We start from the raw sequence: 18,406 nt of genomic DNA on the forward strand, positions 1-18,406 counted from the left end.
ATCGCCGATGGTACCTGGCCCTCGGGTCCGGGAGAGTAGGTCGCCGCTGGATTCACGCCCCCTTGGTCGAACAAACGACCGAGGGGGCTTTTTCGTTCTGTGCCGCCCGCGGCTTACGCGGATCCCGTTTTCGGCGCTGTCATGCCGGACTCCGGTCCGGCATCGGCTTACAAGTCTCGTAACGGCATGCACGTCCTGAAACTGCAGCCCGGTGCAAGTGCGTTCTCCCTGGCGCTCCCCGGATCCCCTATAATTGCAATTGTCTTAGAGACACAATGTGACACTTAATTTGAACTGAATCTGCGCCGTTATGCGGACCTGCAATATTTGCAGGCTGAATATTCCAGGCTGGCACATTGATAAAAAGTCCATAAAAATAGCCTAAATGTATGGTTTTCCCGTCCAAACTAATTGTAGTTTTGGAATATGGGCAAGCGATGTCGCGGGTCCTGGGTTTAGAGAGGATACAGTTATGGAAAACAACGAAAAGGAGATCCGGAGGCTCGGTCCCATCGTCGAGACGGTGTGGGGCGTTCTGCTCATAGCACTGAGCGGCGTCCTGATTTTTATCGGTGCCTAGCTTTCCGCCACAAAAAGAAAGTCCGTCTGTGTTGGAGACGGACTTCTTTTTTTATCTGGCAATGCAGCCTTGCTTTTTGATACGCTCGATACACTTGGCGTTGCCTGTGGTAAACATTATAATGTGCGGTGTTGGTACGGTTCCGCAAAAGAAAAGGTATTTTTTAAAGCAAAAAGTGAGGTTTTCTATGCGTAAACATCTGATAGCTGCATTGGCATTGGTGGTGCCGTCTTTCGCTATTCCTTTAGTAAACCAGCTCGGTTTTGCTCCTGAATCTGAAAAGATTGTGGTTATCCCTGGCAATGATGCTAATCCGTTCGAAGTCCGTGACATGGCGGGCAACACGGTGCTTGCGCTCGAAGCCCCGATGGTCTATGACTGGGACTACAGTGGCGAAGAAGTCCAGACGTACGACATTTCTTCGATCAAGAAGCCGGGCACGTACCGCCTGTACAGGGACGGCTATATCGGCAACCCGGTCGTGATTGGCGAACATGTTTACGAAGATTTGACGAAGGCTGCCCTCAAGTGGTTCTACTTCCAGCGCGCAGGCATGGCTCTTGATACGCGCTATGCGGGCAAGTGGGCACGTGCGGCAGGCCACATCGACGATAGCGTGACGGTTTACGGTACAGACTTGCCGACGGCGACGGTCGTTGCGCAGTCCAAGGGCAAGCCTGCTCCCAAGAAGGCTGACCCGAAGATTATCAAGTCGCAGCGCGGCTGGTACGATGCCGGTGATTACGGCAAGTACATTGTGAACTCGGGCATTACCGTGTTTACGCTCTTGGAACTTTATGAACACTTCCCGACGTTCATGGATACGCTCCAGTGGAACATCCCGCGTGAATTCCCGAAGATGCCGGCGCTCCTCGAAGAAATCCGCTGGAATCTGGACTGGATGCTTTCGATGCAGGACAAGGACGGTGCTGTTTACCACAAGCTCACGTCGCTCAAGTTCGGCTCCAGCACGATGCCTGAAATTGATGGCGCCAAGCGTTACGCCATTGAAAAGAGCTTGACCGCAACGCTTGACTTTGTCGCTGTGATGGCGCAGGCTTCTCGCGTGTATGCTCCGTTCGACAAGGCTTTTGCAGACCGCATGCTCAAGGCTTCTGGTGCCGCCTATTACTGGGCCAAGCACAATCCGAAGGCCTTGTACAAGCAGCCCTCCGATGTGCAGACGGGTGACTATACGTATGGCGGCGAAGATGGCAAGGATGAATTTGCCCTTGCTGCAACGGAACTTTTCCGCGCTACAAAGAAGAAGAATTACCTCAATGACTTGAGCGCTTACAAGCTCAGAAGCGATGGACCGTGGTGGGGTGATGTGAATATGCTCGCCGTTTACCATGTGGCTCTTGATTCGGCTGATTTTGGCGCAAAGCTCGGTGGTGCTGCACGCAAGGCTTTGCTTGCCGCTGCTAATGAACTCCGCGCGATTGGCGACACGAGTGCGTATAGACTCCCTGCAACTCCGTCGAGCTGGAACTGGGGCAGTAACAGCGCCATGGCAAACAACGGAATCGTGTTACTCCACGCTTATTACATCACGGGCGACAAGAGCTACTTGGATGGCGCCCAGCAGTGCCTCGATTATCTCTTGGGCAAGAACCCGATTGAAATGACGTATGTCACTGGCTTTGGTTACAGAAGCCCGCGCAACCCGCACCATCGCGTGAGCGAATCTGACTTTGTCGATGATCCGGTCCCGGGCATGCTTGTGGGCGGCCCGCACTTGGGCAAGCAGGATATCAACCTCGATGGCAAGGAACTCTGGAAGTGCCCGAACTACGCTGTTGCGGACAAGCCGGCACTTGCTTACATCGATAATCGTTGCAGCTACGCGACAAACGAAGTGGCCATCAACTGGAACGCTCCGCTCGCATACCTCGCTGGCGCTTTGCAGGCCATTTACTTGGGGCATGCCAACGCGGTTGTGAAGTAAGTTTGCGCTAGGTTGTGTGTTTAGGGTTAGGCGGGCTTTGGCCCGCCTTTTTTGCACCTCGTCATCCTGAACGCGAAGCGTGAAGACAACCTCAAAAGGTGAGTATGCCCCAAGGCGAATGCCGCGACCGTGCTTGCACGGGCATGGCTGAGCCGTTTGGCAAGACGCAAAGCGTCAATGTTGCAGACATGCTTGCATGGCTATAACCGAGCCCAAGAGGTTGGGGCTTGCCCCATCCAGTTATTTCTGGTATGTAGAACAAGATATAACTGGGTTCTTCGTTACACTCAGAACGACGTGATTGGGGTTTATTCGTCGAGCGTCACTTCTACGATGCCGCGGACGGAATTGAAGCAGTAGATTTTCTCGGCGGTTTTGAGGTCGCTCGGGTACAGGATTTTTTCCTTGGCCTTGCCTTCGTTCAAAAGCTTTTGCCTTGTGATGCCATTTAAAAGTCCGCATTCGATGGGCGGCGTGTAGATGATGCCGTCTTTCAGAATGCCGATATTCGTGAACGCGCCTTCGGTGATTTCGCCCTTCTCATTCACGCAGATTTCGTCAAAGACGTCTTTCGGGAACGGCAGGCGGATGCTCGTTTTGTGATACAGGAACGGGTTGGATGAATTTACCTTGTGTACGATTTTAATTTTTGGATCTTGCTTGGGCGCGGGAATCGGTCTTGTCGTGAGTTCGAAGTGACCGTCCTTGAAAAGCTCAATCCTGTTCACGACGGAACTGTCGAACTTGATTTTTTCAAGGTCGCTATTCCAGGTGAAACCGAGTGCGTTTGCAGAATTTCTCAAACGTTCAAGATGCATTTCGAAATCGGTGATGCCGGTTTCAATCAGCGAAAAATCGGTATTCAAAAAACTTGCCTTGGTCATTGTCTCGTTCCATTCGTCGTCTGCGGTGGAGGCCCATGTAATGGCGCCGCCTGCATCGTATCTGTATTCCGTTTCGCCTTGCTTTTTCTGCAAGATCCTGATAGGGACGGAGAAAATCATTTCGTCGCCGTGGATGTAGCCGATGGCGCCGCAGTAGACCTCTCGCGGGAACGGTTCTGCATGGGCGATGACTTCCATTGTAGAAATTTTCGGCGCGCCTGTGATGGATCCGCACGGATAAATCGCGTTGATGATGTCGTAAAGCGTTGTGCCGTCTTTCAGTTCTGATGAAATCTCGGAGGTCATCTGGAAAACGGTCTTGTGCTTTTCGACTTCAAACAATTTGTCTGCGCGTACTGTTCCCGGCTTTGAAATTCTCCCGAGATCGTTTCGCAGCAAGTCTACAATCATGACGTTTTCGGTGCGGTTCTTTAAGTCGTTGTGCAAGAGTTCTTGCAATGCGTCATCTTCTTCGGGAGTCTTGCCGCGCTTGAGTGTGCCTTTCATGGGCTTTGTCAAAATCTTGTTGCCGCGCTTCACGAAAAACAGTTCTGGCGAGAACGATAAGATTGTCTCGTACTTGTTTTGCAAAAAGGCGTTGTAAGGAGTCTTCTGGTTTTGCAATAGAAACTGGTACAAGTCTAATCCAATTGCGTTTGTTCTTAACGTTGAAGGATATGTGTAATTGACTTCGTATGTAATTCCGTTCTTGATTTGCTCTTTGATGTAGTCAATTTTTTGTGCGTATTCTTCTTTGGTTATGCGCGGCTTTACGATGGTGCCGATTTTATAGTCGGGAATTTTTTCTTCAAACGGTAAGAACGAATCGAACGCTTCGAAATAGATGAGGGGTGCGTCGCCCGCGGTGTTCTTGAGGTCATAGCGTATGTAGCCGAGAAGGTAATAGCCTTGGCTTTGCAATTTTTCGATATGGTCTAATGCAAATTTTACATCATTGGGGTTAAAAATCTCGATGATTTCAATGGGATTTTTAAATATTTTGTTTACGTATATTTGCATGGCTGCTTATTTCCTGAAAACGGCGCAAATATAAATATTGCATAATGGGGATTACTGAAAATTATTTTTACCTGGTACTTTTTGATTGCCATTGGTTTATATTGAAAGCTAGGATTGTGGTGTCTTGGGAAAGGAGACTGAGGATGAAAAGAATTTTCTTTTCCGTTTTTCCCATTGTTTTGGCGACCGCTTTTTCTGCGGCATCTGCCTACACCCTAAAAGGAACTGTTAAAGATAAAGACGATTCTTCGCCAATCGCAGCGACTGTGAAATTGCTCCAAAAGGGCAAAGAAGCTAAAACGGACCGATCTGGAAATTTTGTCATTAAGGAAGAGGAAGTGTCCTTGCACGGTTCTCGTGCCGCTATTGGGCATTTCAGCTTGATTAATGGAATTTTGAATTTTACCCAGGGCGGTAGCGCTCCTGTGCAGGTCAAGGTTTTTGACATGATGGGTAACCAGGTGCTTGCGAAGACGTTGCAAGGTTCTGGGACGGTTGATCTTGCTGCTTCAATCCAGGCGCAGGGAACTTTCGTTGCAAAGGTGCAGATGGGATCTGCGCAGGAAACGGTTCGCTTTAGCACTTATGGCTATGCTTCTGGATCTTTCGGTTCTGCAGAAAAGAAGTCGCTTCATAAGGAAGGCGATGCAATTGATACGCTGCGTGTCGTTGCGGAAGATTATGATACGTTGTTTGTTCCCCTGGCGAAGCTCGATACGACTCTCAATCTGAAACTCAGCAAGGCAGCCACGAAGAAGACGTTTGCGTTTGGCTATGCCATTGGTAACGATCCTACGCCGAGTAAGGGCTGCGGCAAGGACAATACGCTCAAGAACTACTTCAAGTTCACGGGTGGCGGTATCGAGCACGAAGTCTATCTCGACTTGCCTGACAACTACGACAAGAACAAGCCGTACCGTTTGGTGTTCGGCATGCACTGCATGGGCGGTTCCGCACAGAATGTGGCGAAGAACGAACACTATTATGGTTACCGCGACCAGAAGGGCGCCAAGGAGAGCACCATCTTTGTGGCTCCGCACGGTTACACCGACCAAATGCCATGGCGCTGTGGCGATAACAAAGACCACCTGTTCTTTGATGAACTTCTTACGCATTTGAACGAGAACTTGTGCGTGGATACGTCTCGCGTGTTCTCTTCGGGCTTTAGTTTCGGTGCCATGTACTCGAACTCGCTTGCTCAGACGTTCCAGCATCGCTTACGTGGCGTAGTTGTATTTGCGACTGCCGACCAGGTGATTTACATTCCAAAAAATGCAGGCAAGCCTATTGCCTGGATGGGAACCGTGGGTTTAAGCGATGGAACGTGCCCGCCGAGCATGGGACGCAGTGCCCGTGACAGGATCTTGAAGAACAATGGCCCCGAAGGCCATACCGACTGCACCAGCGAGAAGGCAACCGAATATACCGGCGGCAACCACGTCTGCTATGACTACAAGACTGTAGATCCGCGTTTCCCTGTGAAGTGGTGCACGTTCAATGGCGGCCACCAGTGGGATATGCGTGAAAACGGCAAGCTCTGGGCCTCTGATATCGGCTGGGAATTTATTACGCAGTTCTAGTTTTTAACGCTCCCTATATGTAATGAAGCCTTTCCGGATTCGGGAAGGCTTTCCTGTTTGTAAAATAAACTTTGTAGTAAATTTGTAACTTTTTTTGAATGAATGATTTATTGCTTTTTTTCTGTATATATTAATGTCATGCAAAACTGGTATCTTATTATTGTTCTTTCAATAGTTTTTGTTTCGGCCTTATTTGCTTCTACTGCGTCGGCCCCGATGTAGTTAAATAAATATATTGTGGATATGACATTGCGCTCTATCCTTTTTTTGTTTGTATTTGTTTCCCTGATCGCAGAAACACAAGGTGCAACGAACCGTGGTGCTGATAAGATCTTCGAAGAAAAAATCGATTCGCTGATATCGAAGCGAATGGAACTTCCTTTGGTGAGTTCAAAGCTGGATGTTCCCGGTAGTCGGTTTGTTCCTGTATATGGCAATGTTATCGAGGCGGGTGGTGCTGCCTCTCGTGATTTTTTGGACGATTCTGAAAACTTGTTTGCCGCTGAAAGCCTTTATAACGCGGTGAACGAGCACTTGATGCTGAGAAATGAGGCGCTCTTAAAAAGGGCGTCGGCAGATGTTCGGAACAAGTACGGGCAACTTTCAAGTCGATTTAATTTCATCAATTTGGAACGGGTAAGAATCCGGGTTGATTATTATTACGATCGTGTTGGAAAAACGTGGGTCCGTCCGGCGCATGATTCGATAGTGACCATGACGATGATTGTCAAGTCGGGGTATTTCCTTTATCAGGACAGCGATTCGCTGATTGATATCCGCCGCTATGGCTATTATATACCGAATTCGAAAGTGAAGCGGATTTTCTTTGGCGATGGGTATTCCGAAGTGCTATGGGATAATCCGAACGAGGCTCCGCTAGATTCGGTGAAGGTCTTGCCGTACAAACTAGTTGAGAGGATCTTGCTCAATAAGGAAAACGATGAGCGGAACCGTAAGAAAATAAGAAATCTCCTGAAAAATAGAGAGTTTGCCTCTATACCGAGAGTTATTCAGGAGATGGATGAATACTGCGAGGAGAATCAGTGCGACGAAATGCCCGATTATAGGCGCTATCTGAATGTGCTTGCGGTCCTTTATAAAACCGGTGTACTTCGCCGCTTCTAGATTTTGTTGAAAACGACTACTTGACCAAATTCACGAATTCGCGGCAGACGGCTTCTGGATCGGGCTTGCCAAAGATGGCGCTCCCGACGACGAAGATGTTTGCGCCGGCTTCCTTGCAGGCGAGGATGTTGTCGAGCTTTACGCCGCCGTCAATCTGGATGTTGAGTTCCGGCTTGAGTGCACGGAGTTCACGAATTTTGTCGAGGCAGTAGGGAATGAGGCTCTGGCCGCCGAAACCTGGGTTCACGGACATGATGAGTACCATGTCCACAATGTCGAGCACGTACTTGATGGTTTCGAGCGGGGTGGCCGGGTTGATGGCGACTGCGGGCTTGACGCCGAGTTCTGCAATCTGGTGCAGCAGGCGGTCGAGGTGGTTCGTGGTTTCGGCGTGTACGCTGATGATGCTTGCGCCTGCTTTAGCAAATTCACCCACATAGTTCTCTGGATTCTCGATCATCAAATGGCAATCGAGCGGGAGCTTGGTGCCTTTCTTGACGCAGGCAGAGATGCCCGGTCCAAAGCTGATGTTTGGAACAAAGTGCCCATCCATGATGTCCAGGTGAACGAGGCCTGCGCCTCCGTTTTCGATGGCCTTGAGACCATCGCCGAGAGAGAGAAAGTTTGCGTTCAAGACGCTGGGAGCGATGATTTGTTTAAGCATATTTCAAATATAGCAAAATAAAATTTTTTTTACTAAATTTTAAGTTGCTAAGAATTAAGAGGAGATAATTATGTCTAAGAATTCTAAAACTGTGGTCGAAAAGCCTGCAAAGAAGGTTGCTGCTAAGAAGACCGAGACGAAGGTTGCCGCAAAAGCTGCTGCAAAAACCGTGAAGGCCCCTGCGAAGAAGGCTCTCCCGAAAGCTGAAAAACCGGCTAAGGCTCCTGCCAAGGTCGCGAGGGCTGCCAAAGTTGAAGCCCCGAAAGCCGAAGTGAAGGCTGTCAAGGCACCGGCAAAGAAAGCTGCTGCAAAGGCCCCGAAGGCCGCTGCCCCGAAAAAGGTTGCTGTCGAGTTCGTCGCCGATTGCCCGCTTGCAACAACAGTCTCTGTTGCTGGAACGTTCAACAACTGGACTGTCGATGCCGACATGCTCAAGAAGGACAAGAAGACCGGTCTTTGGGTTGCAAAGATTTCCCTTGTTCCGGGTGACTATGAGTACAAGTTTGTCTGTGACGGCAAGAACTGGGACGCGGGCGACAATAAGATCAAGCACGTGTAAGTTTGATTCAAGAACGGGTGTTACCCTACAGACGAGAGACGAAAGATGTTTCTCGTCTTTTTATATATAATCCATTTGTTTTGAAATGGACTAATATTTAAGAATAACTAAATAAAACTATATCTTTCCTCTTTTATATAAACGTATTTTTAACTTATATGAATGATTTTTGTTATTGTTTTCTTGTTTAAGATTTAAATAAAGTACTTTAGATAACTTGCAAGTGTTGTTTAAGTTATTCTATATTGCCGCGTTGATATGGGGTGACTATAAAGTATTTGTAGAATAAATTTGCATAAATAACATTCTTTACTTTATTTTTGTCCTTAATATCATTAAACTCTTTAAAAATTAAGGAAATAAAAGGTATGAGAAAACTTCTATCATTTATTCTACTATGCGCGTCAATGACAATGGCTTTGACGACGTTTGATCCGGTAAAAGTTAGTAGTCCGGCAGAAGTTGACGGCTATGAATATGGAGCTGCAACGGTTTATTACAACGGTGTTTTTTATCGCTTTTATTGCTCTCTTGGAAGGGGAATAGATACGTATCACGTTATTTCTCATCCAGATAGAGAATCTTTGGATGAATCACATGATTACATTCGAATGAGAACGTCAAGAAATGGTTCTGTATGGTCTGCCTCTCGTATTGTGCTTACTCCAACTGTTGGTAATAAAGAGGAATGTGCTTGTGACCCGGCTATCATTCAAGGCTATGATGGCTATTGGTATTTGTATTATACAGGCCATAATAGCGACCAACATACTGTTACTTATGTTGCGAGATCGGAAAATATTGAAGGTCCGTATAAGCGCTATTATAGGGAATATGGTTATAAACAATGGTTTGATGGATGGGAAGAGTATCCTGAATTTCCAGAATATCCGTATAACCTTAATTATTATGTACCTGAGCGTAATCCAGAACCGATTTTAACTCCAGAGCTACCTTTTGTTACTGGAGATGCGTACGGAGCTGGGCAACTTTCTGTAGTGAAGAAGGATGGAAAATATCATTTTTGGTTTACGGATGTGTCGGAAGCATCAGCATTCCCCAAAAGAGGAGAAACAGATTGGAAGTTTGTCCATATTGTATCAGATAGTCCTTATGAAGATTTAGATGGTGAAAACAGAGATGTTATATCTCTTGGTGAACGGAATAAATGGGGAAAATACGAATATAAAAATAAATTTGAGCGAAATGATTTTGGCGATGTCAAATGGGATCCAGTTAATAATCAATTTGAAATGTGGATAACTTCGGGACATTTTGATTTGTATGATGAAGTTGTGATAAGAAGGTATGTTTCTAAAGATGGTATTCGTTGGGATCGCCAAGAAAAAGACGATAAAGGACCGTACCCATTTGCAAATAATGTGGGTATGTCTGGTGATGAAAATGGATGGATTGTTGGTGGCAGGACTTTGGTTACGTTTGGAGCCCCTGATGAAAGTTTAAGTCTGTCGAGTGGAGATATAGAACGCTGGAAAACGGAGGGATCTGCCAAAAAACAACAGCCTGGCAGGCCTTGGGCGACGTATCAATTTATGGTTGGTGGACGAGAATATCTGGGAACTTATGGTATAAGAGGTGACGGTACTGGGAGTACTCCTGCGAATTTCCAGTTTCCTGTAACATCAAGTGACTTGGAATTCATTGCTGGTGATTTCGATGGTGACGGCATAACTGATATTGGGGCTGTAGATAGGACGACTAGTAAATGGTATGTTATCTTTAGCATGTACGGGATAAAAAATGATGTTATTCCGGGACTGTTTGAGTGGGGATGGCGTTGGCCTGGATTGGCTTCTTTGGATGAAAATTATGCCATTGCTTTAGGAGATTATGATGGTGATGGTAAGACTGATCGAGCCATTGTTCATAAACCTAGTAAAACGTGGTATATTTACTCTAGTGCAAGAGGTTCTTACGAAGCTCTTGTTACTGCTAACGGAGAAACTGTTTGGGGATGGCCTCAGGATCAGGAAAGAAGAAATAAAATTGGGGAAATTACCCATGTTCTTACAGGAGACTATGATGGCGATGGCAAGAGTGATATTGGTGCTGTTGATTGTTCCATGTCTCGTGAAAAGGGTTATTGTGAGTGGTATGTTCTTTCTAGCAAAACGGGTAAAAGAGACAATCCTTTAGTTCCAGATTATTGGGTATGGAGTGGAATGCAGAATCCTCCAATTCATGTTGTGCAAGAAGGCGATTTTGATGGTGATGGAAAAACAGATCGTGCTATTGTGGATAACACGATGGGTTTGTGGTATTCGTATACAAGCCGTGCTGCGGGACCGTATTCCGCATTGGAAGAAGCTTATGTGTTGACAGATGCTAATGGTAATGCGAAAAGGGACTCTAAGGGTAAGGTCCTGTATCAATGGCGTGTTGTATGGCCTTATGCCTTTGGTGGTATGGATTATGCTCATAAACCGATTGTCGGTGATTTTAATGGTGATGGAATAAGTGATAGAACTATTTTTTGTATAGATGATTTTACGCTTCGTTCGGCCAAGATTGCTAATAAGGATAATTATTTTGAAGGCGGGTTTGTGCTTAATTATTTTTCTGCGAATGGACTCAGGAATATAATAGGTGGAAGCTCGGAACCTATAATGAGCCGGTATAATGGTAAGACGATTGTTGGTGAAAACTATCAGTTGCTTGTTGGCAATTATGATGGTGATGCTGCTTCAGATGTTATTCTTGCTGATAGAAAGACTTCAAAACTTTATTTCTATACATCGAAATATAAGGGAGATTATTATTTAGTGCCTAACTATAGTTTGTATCCGGTAAAGAGCGCTTATGGAGCTGTCCATAAATCGCATCCTTCTCTCTCTGAGCCATCTGTTGATGAAGGAAAACCTCAGGTTACTTCACCGAAGTCTCCTAAGTTCGATGTGCAGGGCTTGGATTTGGTGATTTCTGATATGGAATTAGGCTCTGATGTTAGAGTTTTCAATATGATTGGTCAGAATATTGTTAAGGGCAAGGCTGATTTTGCTGAAAAGAAAATTCAACTTCCGTCCAAAGGAATGTACATAGTCCGTGTAGGAAGCAAATCTTCTGTAATTAACGTAAAGTAATTTTAAGGATTCATTTTAGTGGACGCCGTTCTTTGTTGCTGAAGGACGGCGTTTTTCATTTTTTGTAAAATTCATTTTCTGCATTTAGCTCGGCTCGGATATGCTCGTTCAAACAAGTTTGACTCGCGCATCGCTCGCCTTTTTCTAAATTTGCGCCGTATGAAATATTCCATCCCTGATTCAGTGCTTTTGAAAGCGGCCAGTGAATACGGCACCCCGCTTTGGATTTATGACCGTGCGACGATTGAACGTGCTGTAAAGGACGTGCAGGTTTTTGACACTGTGCGCTTTGCTCAGAAGGCATGCCCGAACCTTTCTGTGGTTTCGCTCATCCGCAAGCTTGGCTGCGTTGTTGACGCTGTCTCTGCTGGCGAAATCGTGCGCGCCCTCAAGGCTGGCTTCAAGGGTGGACAGCAGAAGGGCAAGGTCCCTGAAATTGTTTACACTGCCGATATCTTTGACCGCGATGCACTTGAACTCGTGAAGAAGTACGACATCGCCGTGAACGTGGGCTCTCCGGATATGATTCAGCAGCTCGCTGATTTCGGCGTGAAGTCTGAACTTACGATCCGCGTGAATCCGGGCTTTGGCCATGGCCACTCCCGCAAGACGAACACTGGTGGCGACCTTTCCAAGCACGGCATTTGGCACGAACAGATCAAGGACTGCATCAAGCTCGCCCAGAGCAACGGCATGTGGATTACCGGTTTGCATATGCACATCGGTTCCGGCACGGATTTTGAACACTTGGCCCAGGTTTGCGATGCCATGGTTGATGCCAGCCGTCATCTCGGTTCTCACCTCCGCACGATCAGCGCTGGTGGTGGCCTCCCGATTCCGTATCACGAAGAAGAAAAGGGCAACCGCATTGACGTGAAGGCTTACTACGACTTGTGGGACAACGCTCGCAAGCGCATTCAGCAGAGCATTGGTCACGATGTCCATCTCGAAGTGGAACCGGGCCGTTACCTTGTTGCAGAAAGTGGCTACCTCGTTGCTGAAATCCGCGCTGTCAAGAAGCAGGGAAATAATTTGTTCTACTTGCTCGACGCTGGTTTCACCGATCTCGTTCGCCCGAGCTTCTACGGTAGCTACCACGCTATTTCTGTGGTTGCCCGTGACGGTCGTGAACTCAACGAAACGGTTGACGCCGTTGTGGCTGGCCCGCTTTGCGAATCCGGTGACGTGTTTACGCAGGAAGAAGGCGGCTTTGTCGTAACGCGCAAGCTCCCGAAGGCTCAGGTGGGTGACCTCTTGATTCTCCATGATGCCGGTGCTTACGGTGCCGCCATGAGCAGCAACTACAACAGCCGTCGCTACGCTGCCGAAACGATGTACACGAAGGGCGAAATCAAGCTTATTCGTGAACGCCAGACTTTCGAACAATTGCTGCAAAACGATCGCATTATCGAATTATAAACTTCGCATAGCGGCGTTGCTCGCCTCCTCACGTACATTTTAGTACGCTACGGAGGCTCGTGCCTTGCTCTGCTCGTTTCTAATTCAATAATGAAATTCGAATCGCATTATTGCGTTGCGGTAATGAGCCGCTCTCGCAAAAGCGCTTGTCACCCCGGCCTCTGTGCCGGGGTCGCCTTTTTATAACGAGTTTTTCGCCCACAACCCCAAAGCGAAGCGACCCCATAGCCCATACCTAAATTACTACCTTTGCTCTCGCTATGGGTAACTTACGCGCTATTCTCATGCCGATCGCCATTCTTGCTGGCATCCTCATTCCTCAGGCGCACTTTCTGTCGCCGCTCTTGCCGTTCACTATTGGCATCATGATGTTCCTTACGTTCGTGACGAAAATTCCGCCGCAGACGCATGGTTACACGTTCAAGATTGAAGCCCGCGCGTTTATTGCAAGCCTCGTGATGATTGCTGCCCTCTGGGGCGTTGTGGAGCTTTTTCACTTGCCGCGTGAAGTGCTTTTGGGCGGTGCGATTATTGCGCTTTGCCCGCCTGCGAATGCGGCGCCTGCGATGGCGAAAATGCTTGGCGGCAGTGCGTCCCTTGCGCTGAAGATTTTCCTCAGCGGTAACCTGATTGCATGCTTTAGCATCCCAGTGATTTTTGGCTATTTGACGGGTGCCGAAGCGGACCTTTCTGAAATCGCGATGAAGATTTTCAACACGATCCAGCCGATTATCAGCATCCCGCTCGCGTTTGCGTTTGGACTTCGCAACTTTTACCCGGAACTTGCTGACCGTGCCGCAAAATACCAGAAGTACACAATGTTTGTGTGGACGTTCTCGGTGTTCATTATTTTGTCCAAGGCTAGCTTCGATATTCGCGAGATGGGCTTTGCTGATTTGTGGAATAGCGGAAAGCTCCCGCTTATGGCTGCGGTTTCGCTCGTGCTTTGCCTTTTGCAGTTCTGGCTTGGCTGGGTTTGCGAACGCGGTCGCCGTCCGATTGAAGGTTCGCAGAGCATGGGACAAAAGAACACGACGCTTGTTATCTGGGTTTCTAGCCTTTATGCAGGCCCGGTGGTGGCGCTCGCCCCGACATGCTACGTTGTATGGCAAAACCTCGTGCTCAGCTACATGACTGCAAAAATCAAGCCGAAGAAAGACAATTAGAACTTAGAATATTTCTGAAATAGAAATGTCATGCCCTGCTCCGGCAGGGCATCTCCTTTTTATAACGAGAACATGTGCGGATATGACAAAATAAATAATATTAATTGTCGCATACAAGAAAATTTTCAAACTTTCTTTTCCTTTTTGCTCGAGTCCGCTGTATATTTAAAATATGGTTTACTCGAAAGTAGTTTCATTATTTGTTGCTATTATCGCCGCGCTTTTTGTGACTTTCTTTGCTCGTGACTGGTTTGTCCTTCACCAGTGCGGTGCTGTACAGTCTTGCCTGGATTCTACGAGTGATTATCAGAATATTACCAAGTTTATTGTGACTTTTTTGACGACTTTACTTGCTTTCTTTATTGGTAAGCGTAAGATAACTGATCGAGATCGTTTCTTTGTGCAGTCGGCTTTTGTGATGATTCTTTGTGCCGACTTTTGTTTTAAAATTCTGTATAATTATTTTGGTACGGTTGAAAATCGCGAAAATTTTATTTCGCTTGGAATTTGCTTTTTCTTTTTCGCACAAATGATTTTTATTTATCGTCATACGCGCACTAGCGATGACGATTGGAGTTTTCCGTGGATCTGCTGTATTCCGCTTGCGGCGATTATTGCGATGGTTTTTCTTTCGTATTTTCAGGTGCTCGAATCCCTGATGCTCATGGCGGCCCTCGCTTATGCACCAACGCTGTTGTGTTCTCTGATTGTTGCGTGCAAAACGACGGGTGTTGGATTTTTCCCGAAGAACAATGCTTGGCTTATAATGCTTGGAATGGTGCTTTTCTCGTGTTGCGACATACTTACTGGGATTTCGCTTTTGACAGGCGCAGATCATTCGACCATGGAAGTTCTGGCTTCTGTCTCGAATAATTTTATATGGCTGTTCTATGTTCCTGCGATTGTGTCCCTTGCTTTGAGCGGATATCGCCGTGGCGGCTAGGTGATCAGGGTGGCGCTTGCTTTTTAAAATTCTATTATTTCCTCGTTCAAAGAGGTCATAATGATTATTGATTTAAAAGGCATGGAAACAACGGTGCTCCCGAATTTTAAGGGCGGCGAAAAAGAATACAAGGCCAAAATGTATTTCGACGGTACGACGCGCATTATGCACGGGACGCTCGAGGCTGGCGCTTCTATCGGTTATCACAAGCACGAAACCAACAGCGAAATTATGTTCTTTGTCTCGGGGAAAGGCAAGGTTCTTTTTGATGACGGCGTTGAATATGTCGAAGCTGGCCAGTGCCATTTCTGCCCGAAGGGCCACTCCCACAGCTTGATTAACGAAGGTCCGGAAGATCTCGTCTTTTATGCGACGGTTCCAGAACTCGGATAAGTTTAATTTAATGGAGAAAATATGTCTAAATTAATGCGTTCTATTTCTGGTATCCGCGGAATCGTTGGCGATACCCTTACTCCGCAGGTTTTGCAGAGCCATGTGCGTGCATTCCTCGAAATCACGAAGGCAAAGCGCGTGGTGATTGGCCGTGATAGCCGCCCCACAGGTGATGCGATTGTGCAGTATGTCGCTGGCATCTGCCGCCTTTCTGGTGTGGACGTGGTGGATGTTGGCCTTTCGACGACTCCGTCCGTGGAACTCTTGACGACGCATTTCAAGGCTGATGCGGGCATCATCATTACCGCAAGCCATAACCCGCTCGAATGGAACGCTCTCAAGTTCCTCAACAACAAGGGACTTTTCCTCGGCCCGGATGACGTGAAGCAGCTCTTTGCTCTTGCCGATGCAAACCAGTTCAGCTATCCGGATTACCGCACGATGGGCAAGTACGAAGTTGCCCCGGATGCCGATGGCATTCACATCGATGGAACACTCAAGATCCCGTTCGTAGATGTCGAAGCCATCAAGGCCAAGCATTTTAAGGTTGCTGTCGATGCTGTGAACGGTGCTGGTAGCTTTATTGTGCCGCGTCTTTTGGAACAGCTCGGTTGTGAAGTTGTTCGCGTCCATTGCAGCCCGGATGGCACGTTCCCGCGCGGTGCAGAACCGATTCCTGAAAATCTCGGTGACTTGCGCAAGGCTGTCAAGGATAACGGCTGCGCAGTTGGCTTTGCCGTGGACCCGGATGCAGACCGCTGCGCTCTCGTCGATGGCTTGGGACAAAGTATCGGTGAAGAATACACGCTTGCGATTGCAACGGACGAAGTGCTTGCCCAGAAGAAGGGTAGTGTTTGCGTGAACCTCTCCACGAGCCGCATGAACGAAGATGTTGCCGCCAAGTACGGTTGCGAATTCAGCCGCGCCAAGGTCGGTGAAATCAACGTGAGCCTCCAGATGATCGAAAACGGTTGCGTTATCGGCGGTGAAGGTAACGGCGGCGTGATTCTCCCGGCACTCCATTACGGTCGCGATAGCCTCGTGGCGGCAGCACTTGTGCTTAGCTGGATGGCCCACCACAATGGCGGCCCGGAAAAGTTCGTGGCAGAAAATCCGGCTTACGTGATGCCGAAGAAAAAGTTCGAACTCGGCGACAAGAAGGTTGCTGACATTCTCCCGAAGGTCAAGGCTGAATTTGCCGGCTGGAAGACTGATGAACGCGACGGTCTCTGGCTCGGTTCCGAAAAGTCCTGGGTGCATGTGCGCGCCAGCAACACGGAACCCGTGATCCGCGTGATTGCCGAAGCGCCGACTGCTGAGGAAGCCGAAAACTTGTGCGCTAAGGTCGAAAAGCTCATATAAGACCGCTCGGCTCTATTGCAAAAATAAAATGTAATATCGCCTCGCTCTCGCGACCACGCCCAGTTAATACTGGGCGTTTTTCGCTCACGGAACCTTCGCTATGCGGCGTTTCTCGCGCCTTGCCTAGCTCGGTTGGTGGTAAAGTCACCCCGGATTTATTCCGGGGTCGCTTTTTTTTGGGGCATTTTCTAGAACTGTGTGATAAATTCCCAACCGGTTTTGGTTGTCCACACTTCGCCGTCTTCGCGGGGGTTATATGTGTGCTCGCCCTTGAACGTGCACCACTTCACGGGGAAGCGCGGATCGACGGTCTTGTAATCATAGCACACGTGCTTGCCGCTGCCGGTGTATTCTTCGGCCACTTCGCTTCTGGCGTCGGTGAAGTTTCCGTCGTCATCGGGCTTGCCGTTGTTCTTGAGGATCCTATCGCGGGCGCTGCGTCCGAGCTTTGGTGTACACAGGTTGTCTTCCATGCCGACCGTTCCCATCCATGCGATGGGTAAGCCTTTGTTTTTCGGCATGTAGATTACCTGGTCCATGGTCGCGAATACCACCACGCCACGCAAACGGTGCTGGAAATCCTGGGCAAGTGCGTTGCTGAACATAGCGCCAAAGCTGAACCCGATAGAGAAAACGCGCGATGTATCGACGCAGAGGTTTTCGTTCAGGTAGGTGAGGAGTTCGTCAAAGAAGAGGTGGTCTTTGTCGTCTCCGCAACGCCATGGATTTTCTTTGCCGTTTTCATCCGTGTATCCGTGCGGTGCCACGAAGATGGTGTTTTCCTTGGCTCCCTCCTGGTTGCGGAATCCGTAATAAGCCTCTCTCGTTGCCACGTTTTTGGCGGAACCGCCCATGTAGTGCATACCGAATACAAGACGGTAGGGCTTGTTCTTGTTGTAATTTTCGGGCATGGTGAGGTAAATCTCGTGTTCGATGCCGCCACCCGTGAATTTGAAGTAGTCCTTTAACGTGTTGTCTTTGCCGCAGCCCTTGCTTGGCGTGGGCCTGTTGCCAATGGCATAGCCGAATGCATAAGTCCGCTCGTTGGATGTCTTTAGGAGTCTCAGTGTTATGGTTGTGTCGAGATTGGAGAGGGCGACGTTTAATGTATCGAACCCGGGCGCCGTGACGCGCAGCGAGTCTCCTTCGCTGGGTTTTAGCAATGCCTTGTGGCCTCGGTTTTCGCGGATGGCGCTGTTGAACTGTTTGCCGTTTGCGGTGAATTGCACTGTCTTGACGGCGCTACCGACACGGATTTTTGCAAAATAGGAACCTTGGGTGGTGACGCCTTGTCTCAAGTCCACCTGCCCTGAACCGAGCAGTTCCTGTCGAAGGACTTGATTCCCTGTCGCATCGAAGATGCTTACTTGCACGGGAGTGTTGCTGCTCTGTGCATAACGTAGCACACCATCGCTGACGCTGATGTGTCCGGGCGTGAAATTGCCGGGACGCAAGGATACTTCTTCATCTTCGTGGATGGAAAACTTGCCGTCTTTATCCGTTTGGGCGGAGTCTCCCTTGACGATGAGTTTTACGAGCGCACCTGAAACTAGATTCCCGGATTCGTCAAAGACTGTTCCGTTTAGCGTGAATGCGGATGCCGTTGTAAGTGCTGATGCCAGCACGAAGGGTAGAGTGAAGGCTACGGATTTTTTCATGATT

Annotated in this window: 13 protein-coding genes; 10 read left to right on the forward strand and 3 right to left on the reverse strand. The window is 48.2% G+C overall.

All coding sequences use genetic code 11. The annotated features are described in order from the left end of the window. Window positions 1-767: 767 nt before the first annotated feature. Window positions 768-2,528 (forward strand): glycoside hydrolase family 9 protein, encoded by a 1,761-nt coding sequence (locus B7990_RS12280; protein WP_088641330.1) that lies wholly within the window; start codon window positions 768-770, stop codon window positions 2,526-2,528. A 308-nt stretch (window positions 2,529-2,836) separates the two neighbouring features. Here the strand turns inward: B7990_RS12280 and B7990_RS12285 are convergent, their stop codons facing one another. Beyond that, entirely contained in the window at window positions 2,837-4,432 is a 1,596-nt protein-coding gene (locus B7990_RS12285) for a chorismate-binding protein (protein ID WP_088641218.1), read from the reverse strand. Between the two features lie 143 nt (window positions 4,433-4,575). Between B7990_RS12285 and B7990_RS12290 the strand changes: the two genes are divergently transcribed. Beyond that, a complete protein-coding gene (locus B7990_RS12290; protein WP_088641219.1) occupies window positions 4,576-6,012 on the forward strand; it encodes an esterase in 1,437 nt (478 codons plus the stop codon). 243 nt (window positions 6,013-6,255) lie between these two features. Then, window positions 6,256-7,137, forward strand: coding sequence for a hypothetical protein (locus B7990_RS12295; protein WP_088641220.1), 882 nt, complete (start codon window positions 6,256-6,258; stop codon window positions 7,135-7,137). 16 nt (window positions 7,138-7,153) lie between these two features. Here B7990_RS12295 and rpe read toward each other — a convergent pair whose 3' ends face one another. Continuing rightward, window positions 7,154-7,801, reverse strand: a complete 648-nt coding sequence (rpe, locus tag B7990_RS12300; RefSeq protein WP_088641221.1) for a ribulose-phosphate 3-epimerase — start codon at window positions 7,799-7,801, stop codon at window positions 7,154-7,156. A 70-nt stretch (window positions 7,802-7,871) separates the two neighbouring features. Between rpe and B7990_RS12305 the strand changes: the two genes are divergently transcribed. From B7990_RS12305 to glmM, 7 genes are all read left to right on the forward strand, one after another. Beyond that, a complete protein-coding gene (locus tag B7990_RS12305; RefSeq protein ID WP_088641222.1) occupies window positions 7,872-8,360 on the forward strand; it encodes a glycogen-binding domain-containing protein in 489 nt (162 codons plus the stop codon). Between the two features lie 407 nt (window positions 8,361-8,767). Beyond that, on the forward strand, window positions 8,768-11,461 hold the full coding sequence (locus tag B7990_RS12315) for a T9SS type A sorting domain-containing protein (RefSeq protein WP_141099280.1): 2,694 nt from the start codon (window positions 8,768-8,770) through the stop codon (window positions 11,459-11,461). Between the two features lie 159 nt (window positions 11,462-11,620). Continuing rightward, window positions 11,621-12,880: a diaminopimelate decarboxylase gene (gene lysA / locus B7990_RS12320; protein WP_085492112.1), complete on the forward strand. Its 1,260-nt coding sequence runs from the start codon at window positions 11,621-11,623 to the stop codon at window positions 12,878-12,880. 260 nt (window positions 12,881-13,140) lie between these two features. Then, the gene (locus B7990_RS12325) at window positions 13,141-14,046 is read left to right on the forward strand and encodes a bile acid:sodium symporter (protein ID WP_141099281.1); all 906 of its coding nucleotides are present in this window, start codon (window positions 13,141-13,143) and stop codon (window positions 14,044-14,046) included. Window positions 14,047-14,218: 172 nt separating this feature from the next. After that, the gene (locus tag B7990_RS12330; RefSeq protein WP_088641226.1) at window positions 14,219-14,989 is read left to right on the forward strand and encodes a hypothetical protein; all 771 of its coding nucleotides are present in this window, start codon (window positions 14,219-14,221) and stop codon (window positions 14,987-14,989) included. A gap of 60 nt (window positions 14,990-15,049) precedes the next feature. After that, complete coding sequence (locus B7990_RS12335) at window positions 15,050-15,382, forward strand: cupin domain-containing protein (RefSeq protein WP_015732050.1); 333 nt, start codon at window positions 15,050-15,052, stop codon at window positions 15,380-15,382. Between the two features lie 21 nt (window positions 15,383-15,403). Next, a complete protein-coding gene (gene glmM / locus B7990_RS12340; RefSeq protein WP_088641227.1) occupies window positions 15,404-16,744 on the forward strand; it encodes a phosphoglucosamine mutase in 1,341 nt (446 codons plus the stop codon). 188 nt (window positions 16,745-16,932) lie between these two features. Here the strand turns inward: glmM and B7990_RS12345 are convergent, their stop codons facing one another. Then, on the reverse strand, window positions 16,933-18,402 hold the full coding sequence (locus tag B7990_RS12345) for an esterase (protein ID WP_088641228.1): 1,470 nt from the start codon (window positions 18,400-18,402) through the stop codon (window positions 16,933-16,935). Between the last annotated feature and the right edge of the window lie 4 nt (window positions 18,403-18,406).

The organism is Fibrobacter sp. UWB4, assembly GCF_002210345.1.
Lineage (GTDB): Bacteria > Fibrobacterota > Fibrobacteria > Fibrobacterales > Fibrobacteraceae > Fibrobacter.